Below are 18769 nucleotides of genomic sequence, written 5' to 3' on the forward strand. Positions count from 1 at the left end.
GGCAGGGGAGCGCAGCGGGCGCTCTTGCTGAACTCTACAACAGTCACGGCTAGAACGATATTCCGTCTCACCCAAAATATTTACGTCAAGCCGGGGCAGGCGTCCGCGCGGGCCACCAGACGCAGACACACGGGCACCCCGCTGCCAAGCAGCGGGGTGCCCGAGATTATCACGGAACTAAATGTTTAGCCGCGGATATCTTCGTAGAGCAGGGTAGAGATGTAGCGCTCACCGAAGTCGGGAACGACAGCGACAATCAGCTTGCCGGCGTTCTCGCTCTTCTTCGCCTCTTCCAAGGCGGCCCAGACGGCTGCACCGGAGGAGATACCGCCCAGGATGCCCTCTTCGGTACCCAGCTTACGGGCGGTAGCAACGGCGTCGTCGATAGCAACGTCGGTGACGGCGTCGTAGATGTCGCGGTTGAGGGTATCAGGCACGAAGTTAGCGCCCAGGCCCTGAATCTTGTGGGGGCCAGCCTTACCCTCGGTCAGCAAGGGGGAATTCTTGGGCTCGACCGCAACAACCTTGATGTTGGGGTTCTGCTCCTTGAGGTACTTGCCGGTACCAGAGACGGTGCCGCCGGTGCCAACGCCAGCTACGAAGATATCAATCTTGCCTTCGGTGGCTTCCCAGACCTCGGGGCCGGTGGTGTTGTAGTGAATCTCGGGGTTGGCTTCGTTGGAGAACTGGGAGGCCAGAATAGCGTTCTCGGTGGAGGCTACGATTTCCTTGGCCTTTTCAACAGCACCGCGCATACCCTCAGAACCGGGGGTCAGCACGATTTCAGCACCGTAGGCGCGCAGCATGACGCGACGCTCGTTGCTCATGGTTTCGGGCATGGTCAGAATGACCTTGTAGCCGCGGGCAGCGCCCACCATAGCCAGGGCGATACCGGTGTTGCCTGAGGTACCTTCAACGATGGTGCCGCCGGGCTTGAGGGCGCCGGACTTCTCAGCGGCGTCGATGATAGCTACACCGATGCGGTCCTTGACGGAGTTGGCGGGGTTGTAGAATTCCAGCTTGACTGCGACGTTGCCGGGCAGATCAGCATCCAGGCGGTTGAGGCGGACGATGGGAGTGCGGCCGACAACTTCGGTGATATTGTTGTACATCTTTGACACGAGTGTACCTTTCAGGTGGAAGCGATGAATGGTTCGCCCTCTAGTTTACGAAACAAAGGGGGAGGGCTTAACTTCTAAGAAACCTGGCGTAATGTTGCCTAGCCTTAGCCAGCTTGGGATTGATGACGGCCATGCAGTACCCCTGGTAGGGGTTAAGGGCGTAGTAGTTCTGGTGGTAGTCCTCAGCCTCATAGAAGGCGCCCAGGGGTTCTACCACCGTCACGATGGGCTGGTCCCACAGCTGAGAGGCCCGCTGAATGGCGGCCTCGAAGAGGGCCTTTTGCTCCTCGTTCTCGTAGTAGAGGGCCGAGCGGTACTGGGGGCCGGCGTCCGCCCCCTGCCTATCCCAGCTGGTGGGGTCGTGCGAGGTGAAGAAGATATCGAGCACGGTTTCGGCGGGAATGACGGTCTCGTCAAACTCCACCTTGACGACCTCGACGTGGCCTGTGGTACCCGAACAGACTTCGCGGTAGGTGGGGTTCTCAACGTGCCCACCGGTGTAGCCGCTGATACTGGCGGTAATTCCTTCAAATTGACGATATACGGCGTCGATGCACCAGAAGCATCCGCCGCCTACAACAAAACTTTGCATACTTCGGGTAACCGTAGGTTACCCGGTCTTATTCCCGCCCCGGCGCTCATGACACAATAGGGGCATGACTGAACTTTCAACTCCCACCCTGAACGATGTAACCCGGGCCTTCCACGATATTTTCCCGCCCGCTCTTGCCGAGAAGTGGGACGCTGCTGGTCTGGTGGTCGGGCGAGCTAACGCCCCCGTCACCACCGTTGGTTTCGCGGTGGACGCCACCGTGGCAACCGCCCGCGAGGCCGCAGAAAAAGGCGCGGGCCTGCTCATTACCCACCACCCCCTGCTGCTGCGCGGGGCGTCCTTCCTGCCCGATACCGACTACAAGGGCGAAATCGTGCACACCCTCATTGAGGCTGGCTGCGGCCTGCTGGGCGCCCACACCAACGTAGACTCGGCCCCGCACGGCACCAACGAGGTCTTCATGGGCAAGCTGGGCATCACCGACACCGAGATTCTGGCAGAGGAAGAGACCGTACAGATTGAGGGGGCGGACGTTCGCGTCGGCATTGGGCGCGTTGGCAGTCTGCCTGCCCCCGTCACCCTCAAGGAACTGGCTGAAAAAATTGCTGACTTCCTGCCGGCAACCGCCGGCGGTCTGCGCATCGCAGGCCGGCCCGATCAGAAGGTTCAAAAAATTGCCCTCTGCACCGGGGCAGGCGATTCCCTCTTTGGCGATGCCCGCGCATCGGGTGCGGACGTCTACATCACCGCCGACCTGCGCCACCACCCGGCTTCAGAAGCCCGCGAGCAGGCCCTCATCAGCGGCGGCACCCCGGCCCTGATCGACTGCTCCCACTACGCCAGCGAATGGCTCTGGATGGACGGGGCAGCCCGGCTCCTTACCGAAAAACTGGAGGAGCGAGGCTTCACTATCGATACCTACGTCTCGACCCTCAACACCGACCCCTGGGACTTCACCGTCTCCACCGGGCAGGTAGCAGGCTCAGCCTCCACCCGCTAGGTGCCCTACTCCCTCACCAGAAGAGTCAGGGTACCCGGCTTCTTCTCGGTGGGGGAGAGCAACTCCACCTCAAAACCGGGGGCAAGCGCCTCAGCCAGCTCACCGGCGTCCTCAATCTCAGTCAGATTCTCCTGCACCAGATAGCGGCCCAGCAGGCCCCGGTAATGCTTAGCCATATGCGAGACCACCTTGCGGCTCCCGTCAGCCGCCACCCTCTCCACCCGAACCAGCAGATGGTGCTGCGGGGCAGGCGTCCACGCCTTCGCATAAGCAGCAGAGCGGCCATCCACCACCAGCTGATCCCCGGCCAACTCATCCAAGGGGCGTCTGAGCTCGCCCTTCCAAAACTTAGCCAAATCTCCGATCTCACCCAGCTTCGTGCCCATCGACAGCCGGTAGGCCGGAATCATATCGGTAAGACCCACCGCGCCCCAGGCCGCAGATATCACCACAACAGCCCTATCAGCCCGCGCCCGCGCGTCCGCCCCCAAAGAACCGTACCCAAAAGCCTCAAACAAAACCCCCGAATACACCTCGGACGCAGGCGCCGCCGGCTCCGACCACAACCGAGTATTCCGCTCAACCTCAGCCAGCAAAGACGGGCCCACCTTCAACAGCTGCCCCGCATCGGGCAAACCGCTCACCCACACCAACTCATCCACCACAGCCTCACGAGCCCCCGTCAACTCAGGAGCCAACAACTCACCCAACTCAACCCCGGAGCCAGATGTGGCAGGAGTCTTACCCTCAGACGGCGGAAACAAAATCAACATACCCACCAGTGTAGTAAAGTAGAACCCCAGAACGGGACGCCCAGGCAATCGCGCAGCGCACAAACGCTTCGAGGAAAGTCCGGGCTCCACAGCACAGGGTGGTCGATAACGTCGACTCAGGGTAACCTGCAGGCCAGTGCCACAGAAAACAAACCGCCCCACCACGGGGTAAGGGTGAAAAGGTGAGGTAAAAGCTCACCAGTACCGCAGGCGACTGCGGTAGCTCGGTAAACCCCACCCGGAGCAAGGCCAAACAGGGCGCGCTAGTAACCAGTGCGGTGAAGCGCCCGGGTAGGCTGCTTGAACCCGCCGGCAACGACGGGTCTAGATGGATGATTGCCGCCTACCCTCGGGTAGGTACAGAACCCGGCTTATCGGGCGTCCCGTTCTTTTAGTTTTATGCGGCGCACGCCGGGTTCTGCGGTTCGCTGGCGCTCACCGATTCAGCGCATTTTTTGATTCCTCGCTCGGAAAAATGCGCTTCATCCCAGGCTTATCGGGCGTCCCGTTCTTTACTCCCCGTGACCAAAGGGGTCGGGGTCGACGCCCGGCATCCAGGTGTTACCTTCGGCAGTCCAGCCCTCAGCCTTCACAACCTTCTTGTACTTCTTGCTGTACTTGGCGTTCAGTCGATTCACGTAGAGCTTGCCATCCAAGTGGTCAGTCTCGTGCTGCATGACGCGGGCAAACCAGCCGGTCGCCTCAAACTTCAGCGGGTTACCCTCACCATCAAACCCGTTGACCGTGACCCAGTCAGCGCGCTTGAGCGGGAAAGAATAACCGGGGAAGGACAGGCAGCCCTCAACCTCATCGTAGGGATCAGGATTAGCGGTCGAAATCTTACCCAGAGTCAGCACGGGGTTAACCACCACGCCCAGCGGGGGCACGCCGTCCTCATTCTCAAACTTATAGGTGAACAGGCGCAGACCCACGCCCACCTGGGGTGCCGCCAGGCCCACACCGTTCGAGGCCTCCTGGGTCTCGTACATATCGTCGATCAGCTTGCGCAGCTCATCATCAAAGGATGTCACCGGAGCAGCCGGGCGGTGCAAAACCGGGTTACCGTGAATAACAATGGGCAAAACAGTCATGACATAACCTCTCACACGGGGTAAACAAAAAGGGCCGCTACGATAAAAACCGTAGCGACCCTTCTACTCGGGGTGATCGACGGGGGTTGAACCCGCGACCTCCTGGACCACAACCAGGCGCTCTGCCAACTGAGCTACGACCACCATGTTTACAAAAACCACCGTTTCTTTCACCGGCTTGTTTTGGCAACGGATACTAGCTTACACACAGTTTTGATTCCTCGCAAATCGAAAATGAGGTTATATGGGGTGACTGTGCTCACGAACTTTTGGGGCTGGGGAGCAGGCGGACGCGGCCCGGCTGCGGGTGGCGTCCGCGCCTCCTGAGCCCCTAGGCGGGATTAATCTGCTGGCGGGTTGCTGCGACCTCCTGGGCAACCTTCTGGGCGGCTGCACTATCGGGCCCGGGGGAGGGCACAAAAACCGTGCCGCGGTAGTAGCGCAGCTCGTCGATAGAATCCTGGATATCGCCCAGTGCCCGGTGGTTGCCGGTTTTTGCAGGAGCGTTATAGGTGGCCTTCTCAAACCAGCGGCGGGAAAGCTCCTTGATAGTAGACACATCAATCACGCGGTAGTGCAGGTAGTCCACGAGCTCGGGCATATCTCGCACCAAAAAAGTCTTATCGGTACCCACAGAATTACCCCCCAGCACAGCCTTGCGCGGCTCGGGGACCCACTGCTTCACATAATCCAGCACCAGCTGCTGGGCCTCAGCCATGGTAATGCCCTGATCCAGGTCGTCCAGCAGACCAGAGACTGTATGCATGTTGCGCACAAAATCATCCATCTGCTCAAGGGCCTCGGGCTCGGGCTTAATGACGACGTCCACGCCGTCCCCCAAAATATTGAGATCCCCGTCAGTCACCAGCGCGGCGACCTCGATTAGGGCGTCCTTCTCTAGAGAGAGGCCGGTCATCTCACAATCAATCCATACGATACGTTCATTTGAAATAGACACAGAACCAATCTACCCCTTTTTGGCCCCTAACCCACAGCAGATTTTCAGAGAGCAGAAGGTCTAAGACCTGCCTGTGCCACTCAGCCGGCGGGTAAAATCAGGTGTACTCATTTGCTCGGCCAGGAGGACCATGAGCCCCAGAACAGCGCAAACCCATACCGCCAGCATCCCGGTGCACCGGTATAACCCCAAGACAGCTCACTATGTCTCGGGTAGCCCCCTTCGAACCCTCATCTTTGGAACCATCGGTTCTCTACTGGTGATGTTCGCATCCTTCGGCGTGGGCTGGCTCGCAGATGCCTCCCCCTTCCGCCGGGTGGACTGGATTATCCCGCTGCGCTACACGGCACCCGGACTGGTGACCTGCATCGCCCTACTCGTTGTGGGGTCGATGATGCTCTGCCGCGAATGGTTGCGCATGGTGCAGAAACTGCTCGTCTGGGACCAGCGTGCAAAACGCTGGGCAACCGCAGCCATTATCTGCTGGATGCTTCCCCAGCTTTTTGCTTTCCCCCTCTATAGCCGTGATGTCTTCTCCTACTTTGCCCAGGGGCGCGTCATGGCATCAGGGCTTAACCCCTACGAGTACGGGGTTTCTTCCGTCAATAACTTCTTCCAGTATGGTGCTGACCAGATGTGGTCCGAGTCAGCCCCGCCCTACGGCCCCGTCTTCCTGCTCATCGAAAAATGGGTAGCCCAAATCGCCGGTGATTCCGTAGATACCGCCCTCTATCTCTTTAGGCTGGTTGCCCTCATCGGAGTAGGGCTTATCGCCTACTACGTGCCTAAACTGGCGAGCCTCCACGGTATCAATGGCATACGAGCTAACTGGCTGGTGCTGGCCAACCCTCTCTTTATTGCCGCCTTCATCACCTCTTCCCATAATGACGCCCTGATGACCGGTCTGGTGCTGGCAGGTGTCTACCATGCGGCGGCCCGCCGCGATACCGTCGGTGGCCTGCTGGGAATTACCCTGGTGACCGCGGCGGTGGCCGTCAAGCCTATTGCCCTGGTCGCCCTACCCTTCATCGGGCTTTTCTGGGCCGGTAGGGGAGCCAGCTGGCTCCGCCGCTTTATTTTCTGGGCCATGACCCTGGCTATCTCTATGGCGGAGCTCTGGGTGCTTGGGGCCGTGACCGACCTGGGCTTTGGCTGGATTGGGGCCCTGGCTACCACCGGTGGCCAGTACATCTGGTTCACTCCCATCGGCTTCCTGGGGCTGCAAATCAACCAGATCCTGGTATCTATCACCGGCGATAATGCCCTGGCGAACTCGGTGCGCGACACCTTCTTCTCTCTAGGAAAGCTCGCGGGCATGCTGCTGGCCGTGGTTGTCATGTTCGTTGGCAAGGACGAAAACCTCATCCGCCGCACCGGTCTGGCTCTAGCTATGGTTGTGGTTTTTTCACCCATGTTGCAGTCCTGGTATCTGCTCTGGTTTATTCCGCTGTTTGTGGTTGCAGGCGTGCGTACCGACTGGCAGCTAGATTTCTATTTCCTGACAACTCTGTTCTTTGTCATGTACGGGGTCTCAGATCAGCTTGCCGTCTCGCCCTATCTCGATAATTTTGATCAGAATATGGGCCGCCTCATTGCGGCTGTGCTCAGCGTAGCCTATGCCTTCTGGCTGGTCTTCTTCGACCCGGCAACCCGCCGAGTACTCCGCCGCGGCCAGCGCTCGTCCCTCTACGAGGTGAGTATCTAGCTCCCAGATGAGAGTAAGAGCCTTCTAATCTCTTGGTCGGGGGTTCGACTCCCTCCCGGGTCTGATATGACTTTTAGTCGAGGAATCGATAGTATAAACAGCGGCTAGCCTCAGTAGCTCAGTGGATAGAGCAGGAGCCTTCTAATCTCTTGGTCGGGGGTTCGACTCCCTCCTGGGGCGCAAAACATATCCCTCACTTGGTAAAACAAGTGGGGGATATTTTTATTATCAAATATGGCTTACACACAGGAAAATCAAATACTTTCGGAATACACTAGAGGGCATGTCTACAGCCAACCTGCCTGAAACGCTCAGTGGCGCACCCGCGTCCGCCCCCGTCCTGCCCCGCCGAACAATGCTGGCAGGAACCGGTACCCTAGCCCTGAGCACTCTACTTGTTGCCTGTGGCCCTGCTGAAGAACAAATCCAGCCCACCGCCACCGGTGATGAACACACCAACGAGGCCCACGACGTAGACATCAACCAGGCACTAGACCAGCTCGAAGCAGACTACGGCATCACCCTTAGCCTGGCTGTCTATAACCACGCTACCGACAGTCTCTTTTTGCACAAGGGTGACCAATGGACGTATGAAGCATCTATCGTCAAAGTCCCTATTTCTCTCACCCTACTCAGGCTTGCAGCCTTTGAAGAGCGCGAACTGACCGACGACGAAAAAGCCCTCATCGAAGCGTCCATTACCTACTCCGATAACAACGCAACGATTGAGATTTACCGCAGATTTGGGTCTGACGACGGGGAATCTACGGCCAGCGCCCAGTCCCTCAACAAGACCTATGAGCTGCTGGGTGTCACAGAGACCCGATCTGCCGGAACCTGGGGCGATAACCAAACCTGGGCCGAGGACCAGGTACGCATCATGCGTGCCATCGTCGATACCGTTGAATGGGTCAATGCTACCGACGCCCAGTTCCTTCTCGAAAAAATGGTTCCGCTCGACTGGTCACAAACCTGGGGTGTGGGCTCCCAATACGGGCAGACCGTGCTGGGGAAGCTGTCACCGACGTATCGGTTAAAAATGGATGGATCCAGGAAGATACTGGCGAATGGCACATCAACTCCGTTGGTGTTGTTAGAACCGAAAGCTCTACCTATTCCATTGCCCTGTTGAGCAAGGGGTTCGAAGACCAGCAGGTAGGGTACGAGGTGGCTAGCCAGGCAGTGCAAGCCTACTTTGACCATGCCGGCTAAGCGTATGGGTTTCTAACCTGATATAGCCAGCGGCCTGAGCTACCGCGCATACCACCACCGGCCCTAAGCGTTGAAACCCGAGTGCCCGTAACTTGCGAGCCAGGGTATCGGTTTCAGCGGTGGTGCGGGGGAACGCTTCAGCACCCGGGCACAGTAATTCCTCTGGAAATGCCTCAGCAAAGAGATCTGCTAGATTTACCCGAGACTCTTTCAACACTCTCGCATTATTGATGCAGGCCCGAAGTTTAGATTCGTTCCTAATTCCGATATCGCCCTTAAGGTAGGCACTGATATCGTCTTCAGCCATGGCAGCCAAGCGGTCGGGTTGAAAATTGTGTAAGGCCCGGCTCAATTCCTCCCGTTTTGCTAGAACCGTAGACCACCACAGGCCGCTTTGAAACACCAGCAGGCAGAGGTGCTCGAAAAGGGCCTCGTTGGTGCGCGGCACGTTCTGCCATTCCCGTTCAAAGTAGGTGCGGGTACGGTCATCCCGTACCCAGGCAGGCTCATCGGGAACACGTGTATTGGTCACTGTGCTGTCTCCTTTGTGCTGGTAGATGCGGACGCCCGCCCCGGTGCCTTAGCGGGGCAGGTGGTATGAGCCTAGAGGGGTAGGGGCAGCCTGCACCAGGGGTGTGAACAAAATCTGTCATGAAAGCTCTTGCCCGCGTCACAGCTTCACCAATTTTCTGCCCTTTACCGTGCGGTAGCAGCACATACGTTATCCACAGGCAACATTTTTCTGGCTCTTAGACCTTTGCTGGTGTAACCCTTGAGACACCCGGTTCACCCACAACTCAAGGAGGAGTCATGACCGACACCGTCACTATCCGAGGCTTTATCGCAACGGCACCTACCCAAAAATTTCTGCCCAATGGCAATATCCCGGTAACGAACTTCCGTATTGCCTCCACACCCCGCTGGTTTGATGCCACCAGCGGCACCTGGAAAGAAGGCACAACCAACTGGTACACCGTCAACTCCTTTAGAGCTCTGGCGTATAACAGCGCCCGGAGCCTGCAGGTAGGGCACCCGGTGCTGGTTACCGGACGCCTGCGCGTCAAACAGTTTGAACGGGCGGACGGCTCACCCGGCACCAGCATCGAAGTAGACGCCACCAGCATCGGGCACGACCTCAACTACGGGCTAGCCAATTTTGCCCGTGTTACAGACCGAAAACCGGATGTCGATGAGACCGATCGTAAGTTCAACGAGCAGGTAGCCGGGGAACAGAAACTCAACCACGGCTATAGCTCTCTACCAGCTGTTGAAGAAGACCCCCAAGGCAGCCATTCTCCCGAAAAAGGCCATCAGGTTTCTGACCAGGGGCTCACCGATAAGGCAGCAGACGATGAGGCTGTTGAGGCTCTGACCAGCTAGAGGGCGGGGCAGGGCAAACTCACACCAAGATTCTTGGCCGATGCCCTGCCCTAAACCCCCAACAGCTTGACATCAACCGGTAGGCTTAAACGCATGGCAGAATTTATCTACACCATGACCAAAGCCCGCAAAACTGTAGGCGACAAAGTCATCCTTAACGACGTATCAATGTCGTTCTTCCCCGGTGCAAAAATCGGTATGGTCGGCCCCAACGGTGCCGGTAAGTCAACCATCCTGAAAATCATGGCGGGTCTCGATACCCCCTCCAACGGCGAAGCACGACTTTCAGAAGGCTACACCGTGGGCATCCTCATGCAGGAGCCCCCGCTGAACGAAGAAAAGACCGTCCTGGGTAACGTCCAGGAAGGCGTCGGCGAAATCTACGAAAAGATTGTTCGCTACAACGAAATCTCAGAAGAGATGGCCAACCCCGATGCTGACTTCGACGCGCTCATGGAAGAAATGGGCAAGCTGCAGGAAGCCATCGACGCGGCCAACGCCTGGGACATCGACTCCCAGCTGGAACAGGCCATGGACGCCCTGCGCTGCCCTCCCGGTGACTCACCCGTTACCCACCTCTCCGGTGGTGAACGCCGCCGCGTAGCGCTCTGCAAGCTCCTGCTCCAGAAGCCCGACCTGCTCCTACTCGACGAGCCCACCAACCACCTGGACGCAGAGTCCGTCCTCTGGCTGGAACAGCATCTGCAGTCCTACGAGGGCGCAGTAATCGCCATTACCCACGACCGTTACTTCCTCGATCACGTTGCAGAATGGATCGCAGAAGTAGACCGCGGTAACCTCTACCCCTACGAGGGCAACTACTCCACCTACCTGGACAAGAAGCGCGCCCGCCTTGAAGTTCAGGGTAAGAAGGACGCCAAGCTCGCTAAGCGCCTGGAAGAAGAACTCGAGTGGGTTCGCTCCAACACCAAGGGCCGTCAGGCTAAGTCAAAGGCACGTCTGGCCCGCTACGAAGAGATGGCTGCAGAGGCTGAAAAGACCCGCAAGCTAGACTTCGAAGAAATCCAGATTCCCCCGGGACCCCGCCTGGGTAACGTCGTTATCGAAGCAGAAAACCTGCAGAAGGGCTTCGACGGCCGCTCCCTCATCAACGGTCTCTCCTTTTCCCTGCCCCGTAACGGCATCGTCGGCGTCATCGGCCCCAACGGTGTAGGTAAGTCAACCCTCTTCAAGACCATCGTTGGCCTTGAGCCCCTCGATGGCGGCAACCTGAAGATCGGTGAAACCGTCAAGATTTCATACGTTGACCAGAACCGCGCCAACATCGACCCTGAAAAGTCGCTGTGGGAGGTTGTCTCAGACGGCCTGGATTACATCCAGGTAGGCCAGGTAGAAATGCCCTCACGTGCCTACGTCTCAGCCTTCGGCTTCAAGGGCCCCGACCAGCAGAAGAAGGCAGGTGTGCTTTCCGGTGGTGAGCGTAACCGCCTCAACCTGGCCCTGACCCTCAAGCAGGGTGGCAACCTGCTGCTGCTCGACGAACCTACCAACGACCTGGATGTCGAAACCCTCACCTCCCTCGAAAATGCCCTGCTGGAATTCCCCGGCTGTGCCGTCGTGGTCTCCCACGACCGATGGTTCCTCGACAGAGTAGCCACCCACATCCTGGCATGGGAAGGCACCGACGAACAGCCCGACAACTGGTACTGGTTCGAGGGTAACTTCGAGTCCTACGAGAAGAACAAGATTGAGCGTCTTGGACCCGAGGCTGCGAAGCCGCACCGCGTCGTTCACCGTAAGCTGACGCGATAAGCTAGCTAAAAATCCCTCCCACCTTCACCGGCGGGAGGGATTTTCTTACCTGTTTACTGATCGCGGTACTCGGGCAACCTAATCATGGCTTCTTGGGTTACGGTGGCAACGTGTAGGCCGTCGCGGGTGAAGACCTTACCCACAGAGAGGCCGCGGGAGTCCTGGGCACTGGGGGACTCCTGAACCAGCAGCAACCACTCATCGGCGCGGGCCGGGCGGTGGAACCAGATAGCGTGATCCAGTGAGGCCACCTTCATGCCGGGTTCAAGCCAGGTCTTGCCGTGCTGCCGTAGAACCGGTTCAAGCTGGGTATAGTCCGATGCGTAGGCCAGGGCAGCCTGATGCAGGGCAGGGTCATCGGGCAGGGGCTCGAAGGTTTTGAACCAGACCATATTCACCGGCTGCTTCTCTTGGCTGGGAGTGGTGTACAGCGGGGAAGTCACATGCCTCACGTCGAAGGGGCGGGAGAAGGCAACCTTCTGGGCGATGGGGACCTGTAAATGCCCCAGCAAGTCAGCTGCAGTGGGCAGACCCTCGGGTGCGGGAACGTCCTGCGGCATACTGGCGCCGTGGTCTGGCCCAGGAGCAGGCACCTGGAAGGAAGCAATACAGGAAAAGATTGGTTGCCCGCCCTGGTAGGCCTGTACCCTGCGGGTGGAAAATGACCTGGCGTCGTTGAGGGCTTCGGCCCCGTAGGAGAGATCGCCTTCTACGTCACCGGGGCGCAAAAAATAGCCGTGCAGGGAGTGCAGGGTTTTACCGTCGACCGTATGGGCAGCAGCCATCACAGCCTGGGCGAGCACCTGCCCGCCGAAAATGCGCGGGGATTCCTTGGTGAGGGTCAGGGCGCTAAAGACATGCTCGTGGGCGGACGCTCCACCGGGGGTGAGGTTGAGCATGGCCAGTAATTTTTGGGTAGGGGAGAGACTTTCTAGGGTTTCGTGACTCATAGTTACACTCTCTCACAGCTAGCCCCATTTTTCTCATCCCACTGGAAGTGCAACTGAGTTTCTGCGATAGGGTGGTGGGTGACTAGACCGCATAAACTCGTTTGAAAGCTAGTGATATGACCGAGCCAAAACTCTCTGACTACACCGACTACGTTTACCTGCCCGATGCTACAACTGCTCGTGATCTGGCGACCTATCTGACCCGGGCCCGTTCTGTGGATCCCCAGGCTGCCGTCCGCCTGCTGGCTAACGGTGAGGTGCTGGGGGTATCGGTGTGTGTGCTTGCACCTGAAACCCTGCTCGATTTGACGCCCACGGTGATCGGTCTGCGCGCCATCAAACTGGCCCAGCCTGCCGAGGTTGATCTCACGGTTGAGGCGTCGGCTCTTCTTGACCGGCTCGCCCGTATTGAAGAGGCCGGGCTGGCCCTGGCCCTGCCGCCGGTTACCGTGACCGCCCCCTGGGCCGGGCGTACCGCTCCGCGCAGCGGCTGGGAGAAGAAAGGGTTTTATCTCTCTGACCATGCCCGGGCAGCGGCCCAGGAAGGTATTGCCGCGGTAGACGGGGCTCTGCCCGCTAACCCGGGGCACGCGGTGGTGGCAACCGTCCGCTCCCGTATCTGGTCTTCACTCCTACAAGCCCCCGATACGACGGTGAGCCTACCCACCGGTGCTGCTTTTGCCCTTGAGGTGCTCGGGTTCCTGCCTCCGCGGGCTACCGAACCCATGCCCGTTTTCGCCAGCGGACGCTGGGCCCGCATCTCGGCCCGGGCAGGGCACGTACTGGTTTACTCGGCTGCCTCAGCCTAAAACGAACTACTGGGCCCGGTTCTGCATGGCGTGGGCTGCCCGGTCAAAGTAGGCCCACATTTCTGCATCGTGCAGGGGAGCTAGATCCAGGGTGTCCATGGCCTCGCGCATGTACTTGAGCCAGGTATCCCGCTCCTTGGGGCCGATATAGAAGGGGTTATGGCGCATACGCAGGCGCGGGTGGCCGCGTTCTGCCTGGTAGGTTTTGGGCCCGCCCCAGTACTGCTCAAGGAACATGAAAAGGCGGCGCTCTGCTGGCCCCAGGTCTTCCTCGGGGTACATGGCACGGAACTCCGGGTCGGCTGCTACACGGGAATAGAACTCCCGGCAGAGCTTTTCAAAGACCGGCCGTCCGCCCACCTGGTAGTAGAAGCTACGCTCATCAACCTCTTCATGAGGGGCTGAGGGCTGGACGCTGGCCTCGCCGGGTGCAGATAAGGGGCGGAAGGCTGGGTTGGGTAAATTCATACCCACCAGTCTACTCCCGCCCCTTATCGTCAGCAGGTACCAGCGGTTAGCCGCCTAGCGATCTGCGGCCTGTACCTTGAGAGCACGAGCCAGTGAGTCGCGTCCTTCTGCTACCTGACGCTTGAGGGCGGCTGCGTCCTCAGGCAGGGCAGCGAGGTAAGCCTCGGCCTTATCCAGGACCTCCTGAGTGTAAAAACGGGGGAAGAGCCCGCTGATAATCTGGCTTGAAATCTCGTGGGAGCGCTCGCGCCAGACCCCCTCAATGGCCTCAAAGTAGCGGTCAATGTAGGGTTCTGAGAACTCCGGGGCACCGCGGTAGAAACCGAGAATGGCGGAGCGCTGCACAATGTTAGACAGCTCGCCGGTTTCAACCACAGCGCGCCAGGTCTCTGCCTTTGCTTCAGCGGTGGGGATAGCCGCCTTGGCGGTGGCAGCTGCCTGCTGGCCGTTGGAGGTGTTGTCATCAGCCAGGGCTGCATCGATCTCAGCTGCGGTGGCACGTCCGCCCGCTGCCAGAGATCCCAGCAGGTTCCAGCGCAGGTCGGTATCGATCTCCAAGCCTTCCAGAACGGTAGAGCCATCGAGTAGGGCTGCTACAGCATCCAGCTGGTCTGAGGTATGGGCCAGACGGGCGAAGGTGCCCACCAGCTGGAACTGGTTATCAGAGCCAGCTTCTGCTGCCTGGGCAAGGGCCCAGATACGGTCAGCTGCCTCAGCTCGCACAGTCTCAGCGTGCTCGGGGTTCAGGTAGGCTCGTAGGGTGTTCTCAAGGTTGAGAAGCTGGGTGCGGACGGCGGTGGAGTTAGTCTCTGCCCCGATATTACCCAGAACCAGTTCAACAAACTGGCGGGCGGGCATTTCGGCATCACGCACGGTATCCCAGAGGGAACCCCAGACCACACCGCGGGCAACAGATGAGTCAATGGCACCCAGGTGGGCAACGGCGGTGGCGCGGGAGCGCTCATCGAGGCGAATCTTGGCGTAGGCCAAATCTTCGTCGTTCACCAGAATCAAATCGGGGCGCTTGGCACCAACGGCCAGGGGCACCTCGGTAACCTCACCATCCACATCGATTTCTAGGCGGTCGGTGCGGGTGAGCACCTCCCCGTCGAGATTGTAGAAACCAATGACCAGACGGTGGGGGCGCAGGGTCTCAAAGCCCTCAGCGTAGGTCTGGCGCAGGGCCAGACGGGTAATGGTGCCGTCCTCTGCCTCTTCGACCTCGGTGGTCAGGGTGTTGACCCCGGCGGTCTCCAGCCAGAGCTTAGACCAGGCGCGCACGTCGCGTCCGCTCGTCGCCTCCAGCTCATCGAGCAGGTCATCGAGCACGGTGTTGCCGTAGGCATGCTTCTCGAAGTAGACCTTGAGGGCGGCCATAAAGTTATCCTGCCCTACCCAGGCCACCAGCTGACGCAGCACAGAAGCGCCCTTAGCGTAGGTGATGCCATCGAAGTTGACCTGAACATCCTGCAGGTCACGAATCGGGGCAACAATGGGGTGGGTAGATGAGAGCTGATCCTGGTTGTAGGCCCAGGTCTTCTCTGAAGCCGAGAACGTAGCCCAGGCCTCAGGCGCAAAGCGGGTGTTCTCAGCAGCGGCCAGAGTCGACATAAACTCAGCGAAAGACTCGTTGAGCCACAGGTCGTTCCACCACTTCATGGTCACTAAATCGCCGAACCACATGTGGGCTAGCTCGTGCAAAATGGTGATAGCGCGGCGCTCAACAATCGCCTCGGTCACCTTAGAGCGGAAAATGTAGTTCTCCAAGAAGGTCACAGCACCGGCATTCTCCATAGCACCGGCGTTAAACTCGGGCACAAAGAGCTGGTCGTACTTCTCAAAGGGGTAGGGGGTCGAGAACTGCTCTTCAAAGAACTCAAAACCCTGGCGGGTGATGTGGAAAACCTCATCGGCATCCAGGTACTCCATCAAGGACTGACGGGCGTAGCAACCCAGCTTCACCTCGCGGCCCTCGCTGTTAGTGAGCGAGGAATGCACGCTAGCGTAAGGGCCAGCAATAATTGCGGTGATGTAGGACGAGATACGCGGGGTAGGCGCAAAAGCCCACTTCTTGCCGTCCGCCACCTCTTCAACAGAAGTCTCAGGCTGGTTAGACACCACGACCCAGTGGGCAGGGGCAGTTACAATAAACTCAAACTCAGCCTTCAAATCAGGCTGCTCAAAAACCGGGTAAACACGGCGGGAATCAGGAACCTCAAACTGCGAATAGAGGTAAACCTCGCCGTCCACCGGGTCCACAAAGCGGTGCAAACCCTCACCGGTATTGGTGTAGAGCATATCGGCATCAATCACCAGCTCATTGCTCTCAGCCAACGCCGGCAGGGCAATACGCACACCGTCAGCAGCGGTCACCGGCACCGACTCACCATTGAGCTCAATACTGTGCACCGTATCGGTAATCGCATCGATAAAGGTTTCACTCCCGGCAACCGCATCAAAACGCACCACCGTACGAGAACCAAAGACCCGCTCACCGCGCGTTAGATCAAGCTCAACCGTGTACGAATGCACACGCTGAACCACAGACGCTCTCTTCTCAGCTTCGGCACGGGTCAAATTCATTCCAGGCATGAGGAATCCTTGTCAATCAAATCTGAAGTTAGAGGCCTGCCCATCTGTAAACCACAGAAAACAAGCCACAGGGGAGCTGCACGTGACCTACAATCGTATATAGGGCAATACACAGCACATACCTTCCCAATTCTATGTGCTTGCCAGTGATTCACATAACTAAATTTCAGTGCGGTCAACCGGCCCCCACCCACCACGACCAAAGGAGACACCGTGCGTGTACACATCGCAACCGACCACGCAGGCCTAGAACTTAGCCACTACCTCATCGAAGCACTCACCGAGGCCGGCTACGAGATGGTCGACCACGGCCCCGCTGAATACGATGCCCTCGACGACTACCCCAGCTTCTGCATCAACGCGGCCCTCGCCGTCCGCGCAGACCGCGCAGCAGGCTTAGACTCCCTGGGCATTGTGCTGGGTGGCTCCGGCAACGGTGAGCAGATGGCCGCTAACAAGGTTGAAGGCATCCGTGCTGCTCTAGCCTGGAACCACGACACCGCAGCCCTGGCCCGCGAACACAACAACGCCCAGGTCGTTGCAGTGGGTGGGCGCCAGCACACCAAGGAAGAAGCCCTCGAGATTATCAAGGTCTTCCTCACCACCGAGTGGACCAACGAAGAGCGCCACGCCCGCCGCATCGGTCAGATGGCCGAATACGAGCAGACCGGCGCCATCTCCGGTAAGCAGATCGACAGCTACGAGAACTAATGCCAGAAGGGCACTCAATCCACCGCCTGGCCCGCCAGCTCACCGACGTTTTTGCCGGTGCCCAGCTGGCGGTCACCAGCCCCCAGGGAAGATTTGCGGACGGCGCCGCCCTGCTCGACGGCCATACCTTCGACTCGGCTTTCGCCCACGGTAAGCATCTCTTCGCCCGTTTCTCCAACGAGCTCTATCTCAACGTCCACCTGGGAATCTACGGTGCCTTCACCTTCGGTGGAGATGAGCACTTTACGGGGGCCTCCTCGATTGGTGCTCCCCGTAAAATTGGTGAGCAAGAGGACCACCGGACTGAACTCTCCGCTGAACCTCCTGCACCCCGGCCGACCACCCGCGTCCGCCTGGTTTCAGAGCACGGCTGGGCAGACCTGGTGGGCCCCACCATCTGCCGAACCCTCACCTCTGAGGAAGTGGGGGAAGTGCGCGCAAAACTGGGCCCCGACCCCCTGAATCGGGACGCCGACCCGGCCGCCTTCTACGCTGCGGCAGCCAAGACTAGTCGGCCTATCGGTGTGGTTCTTATGGACCAGAAGGCCATCTCGGGGGTAGGAAATATCTTCCGCGCAGAATCCCTCTACCGCACCGGCATCGACCCCTTTACCCCGGCTAAAGAATGCAGCCGCCAGCAGCTTGAAGCCCTCTGGAACGATAACAAGCACCTGTTGGAAATTGGTGTGCGTGTAGGTCGTATCATCACCACCGAGCCCGCCGACAGGCCCGGCATCCCGGAAACCGAGGCCTGGCCTGATCACGCTAACTACGTGTACCACCGCCAGGGCCAGACCTGCCCCCGCTGCGGGGCAACGATTGCGCTGGAAGAAGTTGCCGGGCGCAAGCTCTACTGGTGCCCGGGCTGCCAGCACTAGGTAACTAGCCTAGCTGTAGGCTCAGATAAGAAAAGTAGGGTCCCGGTTGTATCACCGGGGCCCTACTTGTTCCTATGTTTTAGCGGTCTGTCAGGTCAGAGAGGTTAAAACCGGTGGTACCGTCGTTGCACTGTACACTCGCTGGGCCGGTGGTTGTGCAGGTCATGCCCATCCAGCTGATGGACTGCCCCTCGGGCAGTACCGTGTTGGTCTTGAACCAGTCGTGGGTGGCAGCACGCCCGCGGGCCTGCACCGTGCGGGGCTGGGTATCACCGGGCCCCATTGATACCGACTGTAGGACCCAGTTCTTTGAGTCATCGGTCATGCAAAATACACCGTAGGTCTGCATCAGGCAGGCTATCTGGGGGTCAGGAGTCTGGAAGACGACAGAGGGCTGGTCTGCCGCCGCAAAGTTGTAGGCTGCAAGGTCAGCCACCGGGGTTCCCGTTACAAGATCGGTGGTCACCAGAGAAACCGGGTCGATGGTAAAGCCGTCGTTGACCGGGGGAGTCAGGGCCGTGGCGCTAGGGGAGGGTGCTGCGCTGGCTGTTTCTGTTGTGGGCTCAGCGGTGGGGCTGGGGGTGCTGCTTTCGGCTGGAGCAGTGGTCGCACTGCTTGCGGTGCTAGCGTCAGTTTCAGCGGGGGTAGCGGTGGTCTGGCTGCTCCCGCAGCCTGCAAGAGCTAGGACGCCGGTAGCAAGCAGGGCGCTCACCGGAATGAATCGAGCAGATAGGGGTGCTAAAGCCATGAAGAAATCAACCTTGTGGTCAAAAATGTGAGTGTCTATTCCAATCC

18 protein-coding genes, 2 tRNA genes and 1 other RNA gene are annotated in these 18769 nt (G+C 59.0%); 10 read left to right on the forward strand and 11 right to left on the reverse strand.

The genetic code is table 11. From position 1 onward, the window contains the following. Positions 1-185 precede the first annotated feature (185 nt). Together cysK and msrA are read right to left on the reverse strand one after the other, a co-directional pair. Positions 186-1112 carry a cysteine synthase A gene (gene cysK / locus ACFP6B_RS07890; protein ID WP_377129473.1) on the reverse strand — a complete coding sequence of 309 codons (927 nt, stop codon included), beginning with the start codon at positions 1110-1112 and terminating at the stop codon, positions 186-188. Positions 1113-1188: 76 nt separating this feature from the next. Beyond that, positions 1189-1713 (reverse strand): peptide-methionine (S)-S-oxide reductase MsrA, encoded by a 525-nt coding sequence (msrA, locus tag ACFP6B_RS07895; protein ID WP_237206449.1) that lies wholly within the window; start codon positions 1711-1713, stop codon positions 1189-1191. 64 nt (positions 1714-1777) lie between these two features. On the opposite strand from msrA, the gene ACFP6B_RS07900 reads away from it, so the two are divergent. Further along, positions 1778-2674 (forward strand): Nif3-like dinuclear metal center hexameric protein, encoded by an 897-nt coding sequence (locus tag ACFP6B_RS07900; RefSeq protein WP_377129024.1) that lies wholly within the window; start codon positions 1778-1780, stop codon positions 2672-2674. A 5-nt stretch (positions 2675-2679) separates the two neighbouring features. Here the strand turns inward: ACFP6B_RS07900 and ACFP6B_RS07905 are convergent, their stop codons facing one another. Beyond that, entirely contained in the window at positions 2680-3447 is a 768-nt protein-coding gene (locus ACFP6B_RS07905) for a YaaA family protein (RefSeq protein WP_377129027.1), read from the reverse strand. 32 nt (positions 3448-3479) lie between these two features. Here ACFP6B_RS07905 and rnpB point away from each other — a divergent pair. Next, an RNA gene (gene rnpB, locus ACFP6B_RS07910) (RNase P RNA component class A) lies at positions 3480-3837 on the forward strand. A gap of 122 nt (positions 3838-3959) precedes the next feature. Here rnpB and def read toward each other — a convergent pair. The 3 genes from def to orn form a co-directional block, all read right to left on the reverse strand. Next, positions 3960-4538 (reverse strand): peptide deformylase, encoded by a 579-nt coding sequence (gene def / locus ACFP6B_RS07915; RefSeq protein ID WP_377129029.1) that lies wholly within the window; start codon positions 4536-4538, stop codon positions 3960-3962. A gap of 71 nt (positions 4539-4609) precedes the next feature. Beyond that, positions 4610-4682 (reverse strand) — tRNA-His (locus tag ACFP6B_RS07920). A 187-nt stretch (positions 4683-4869) separates the two neighbouring features. After that, the gene (gene orn / locus ACFP6B_RS07925) at positions 4870-5496 is read right to left on the reverse strand and encodes an oligoribonuclease (protein ID WP_377129031.1); all 627 of its coding nucleotides are present in this window, start codon (positions 5494-5496) and stop codon (positions 4870-4872) included. A 130-nt stretch (positions 5497-5626) separates the two neighbouring features. Here orn and mptB point away from each other — a divergent pair, with 130 nt between their 5' ends. The 3 genes from mptB (at position 5627) to ACFP6B_RS07940 (ending at position 8333) form a co-directional block, all read left to right on the forward strand. Further along, positions 5627-7201, forward strand: coding sequence for a polyprenol phosphomannose-dependent alpha 1,6 mannosyltransferase MptB (gene mptB, locus ACFP6B_RS07930; protein WP_377129033.1), 1575 nt, complete (start codon positions 5627-5629; stop codon positions 7199-7201). A 107-nt stretch (positions 7202-7308) separates the two neighbouring features. Beyond that, positions 7309-7381 (forward strand) — tRNA-Arg (locus ACFP6B_RS07935). A gap of 103 nt (positions 7382-7484) precedes the next feature. Further along, positions 7485-8333 (forward strand): serine hydrolase, encoded by an 849-nt coding sequence (locus tag ACFP6B_RS07940; protein WP_377129035.1) that lies wholly within the window; start codon positions 7485-7487, stop codon positions 8331-8333. Between the two features lie 39 nt (positions 8334-8372). Here ACFP6B_RS07940 and ACFP6B_RS07945 read toward each other — a convergent pair whose 3' ends face one another. Beyond that, positions 8373-8945 carry a DNA-3-methyladenine glycosylase I gene (locus ACFP6B_RS07945; protein ID WP_377129037.1) on the reverse strand — a complete coding sequence of 191 codons (573 nt, stop codon included), beginning with the start codon at positions 8943-8945 and terminating at the stop codon, positions 8373-8375. 278 nt (positions 8946-9223) lie between these two features. Here ACFP6B_RS07945 and ACFP6B_RS07950 point away from each other — a divergent pair, with 278 nt between their 5' ends. Further along, positions 9224-9793, forward strand: a complete 570-nt coding sequence (locus tag ACFP6B_RS07950) for a single-stranded DNA-binding protein (RefSeq protein ID WP_377129039.1) — start codon at positions 9224-9226, stop codon at positions 9791-9793. Positions 9794-9886: 93 nt separating this feature from the next. Further along, positions 9887-11566: an energy-dependent translational throttle protein EttA gene (gene ettA / locus ACFP6B_RS07955; protein WP_185174575.1), complete on the forward strand. Its 1680-nt coding sequence runs from the start codon at positions 9887-9889 to the stop codon at positions 11564-11566. Positions 11567-11619: 53 nt separating this feature from the next. On the opposite strand, the gene ACFP6B_RS07960 is transcribed toward ettA, so the two are convergent. Then, on the reverse strand, positions 11620-12516 hold the full coding sequence (locus tag ACFP6B_RS07960) for an acyl-CoA thioesterase (RefSeq protein WP_377129041.1): 897 nt from the start codon (positions 12514-12516) through the stop codon (positions 11620-11622). A gap of 116 nt (positions 12517-12632) precedes the next feature. Between ACFP6B_RS07960 and ACFP6B_RS07965 the strand changes: the two genes are divergently transcribed. Next, positions 12633-13325 (forward strand): transcriptional regulator, encoded by a 693-nt coding sequence (locus tag ACFP6B_RS07965; RefSeq protein ID WP_377129043.1) that lies wholly within the window; start codon positions 12633-12635, stop codon positions 13323-13325. 6 nt (positions 13326-13331) lie between these two features. Here ACFP6B_RS07965 and ACFP6B_RS07970 read toward each other — a convergent pair whose 3' ends face one another. After that, positions 13332-13793, reverse strand: coding sequence for a globin (locus tag ACFP6B_RS07970; protein ID WP_377129045.1), 462 nt, complete (start codon positions 13791-13793; stop codon positions 13332-13334). Between the two features lie 54 nt (positions 13794-13847). Beyond that, entirely contained in the window at positions 13848-16385 is a 2538-nt protein-coding gene (gene pepN / locus ACFP6B_RS07975) for an aminopeptidase N (protein ID WP_377129047.1), read from the reverse strand. A gap of 213 nt (positions 16386-16598) precedes the next feature. Here pepN and ACFP6B_RS07980 point away from each other — a divergent pair, with 213 nt between their 5' ends. Together ACFP6B_RS07980 and ACFP6B_RS07985 are read left to right on the forward strand one after the other, a co-directional pair. Next, positions 16599-17096, forward strand: a complete 498-nt coding sequence (locus tag ACFP6B_RS07980; protein ID WP_237223525.1) for a ribose-5-phosphate isomerase — start codon at positions 16599-16601, stop codon at positions 17094-17096. After that, positions 17096-17974: an Fpg/Nei family DNA glycosylase gene (locus tag ACFP6B_RS07985; RefSeq protein ID WP_377129050.1), complete on the forward strand. Its 879-nt coding sequence runs from the start codon at positions 17096-17098 to the stop codon at positions 17972-17974. The genes ACFP6B_RS07980 and ACFP6B_RS07985 overlap by 1 nt, the downstream gene beginning before the upstream one ends. 79 nt (positions 17975-18053) lie before the next feature. Here the strand turns inward: ACFP6B_RS07985 and ACFP6B_RS07990 are convergent, their stop codons facing one another. Continuing rightward, positions 18054-18722, reverse strand: coding sequence for a hypothetical protein (locus tag ACFP6B_RS07990; protein WP_377129052.1), 669 nt, complete (start codon positions 18720-18722; stop codon positions 18054-18056). Positions 18723-18769 lie beyond the last annotated feature (47 nt).

The organism is Rothia nasimurium, from assembly GCF_042660305.1.
Lineage (GTDB): Bacteria > Actinomycetota > Actinomycetes > Actinomycetales > Micrococcaceae > Rothia > Rothia nasimurium.

Bases quoted from the DNA above. Each gene is read 5' to 3' on its own strand.
- cysK (WP_377129473.1), bottom strand. From the start codon at position 1,112: ATGTACAACAATATCACCGAAGTTGTCGGCCGCACTCCCATCGTCCGC.
- msrA (WP_237206449.1), bottom strand. From the start codon at position 1,713: ATGCAAAGTTTTGTTGTAGGCGGCGGATGCTTCTGGTGCATCGACGCC.
- ACFP6B_RS07900 (WP_377129024.1), top strand. From the start codon at position 1,778: ATGACTGAACTTTCAACTCCCACCCTGAACGATGTAACCCGGGCCTTC.
- ACFP6B_RS07905 (WP_377129027.1), bottom strand. From the start codon at position 3,447: ATGTTGATTTTGTTTCCGCCGTCTGAGGGTAAGACTCCTGCCACATCT.
- def (WP_377129029.1), bottom strand. From the start codon at position 4,538: ATGACTGTTTTGCCCATTGTTATTCACGGTAACCCGGTTTTGCACCGC.
- mptB (WP_377129033.1), top strand. From the start codon at position 5,627: ATGAGCCCCAGAACAGCGCAAACCCATACCGCCAGCATCCCGGTGCAC.
- ACFP6B_RS07940 (WP_377129035.1), top strand. From the start codon at position 7,485: ATGTCTACAGCCAACCTGCCTGAAACGCTCAGTGGCGCACCCGCGTCC.
- ACFP6B_RS07950 (WP_377129039.1), top strand. From the start codon at position 9,224: ATGACCGACACCGTCACTATCCGAGGCTTTATCGCAACGGCACCTACC.
- ettA (WP_185174575.1), top strand. From the start codon at position 9,887: ATGGCAGAATTTATCTACACCATGACCAAAGCCCGCAAAACTGTAGGC.
- ACFP6B_RS07960 (WP_377129041.1), bottom strand. From the start codon at position 12,516: ATGAGTCACGAAACCCTAGAAAGTCTCTCCCCTACCCAAAAATTACTG.
- ACFP6B_RS07965 (WP_377129043.1), top strand. From the start codon at position 12,633: ATGACCGAGCCAAAACTCTCTGACTACACCGACTACGTTTACCTGCCC.
- ACFP6B_RS07970 (WP_377129045.1), bottom strand. From the start codon at position 13,793: ATGAATTTACCCAACCCAGCCTTCCGCCCCTTATCTGCACCCGGCGAG.
- pepN (WP_377129047.1), bottom strand. From the start codon at position 16,385: ATGCCTGGAATGAATTTGACCCGTGCCGAAGCTGAGAAGAGAGCGTCT.
- ACFP6B_RS07985 (WP_377129050.1), top strand. From the start codon at position 17,096: ATGCCAGAAGGGCACTCAATCCACCGCCTGGCCCGCCAGCTCACCGAC.
- ACFP6B_RS07990 (WP_377129052.1), bottom strand. From the start codon at position 18,722: ATGGCTTTAGCACCCCTATCTGCTCGATTCATTCCGGTGAGCGCCCTG.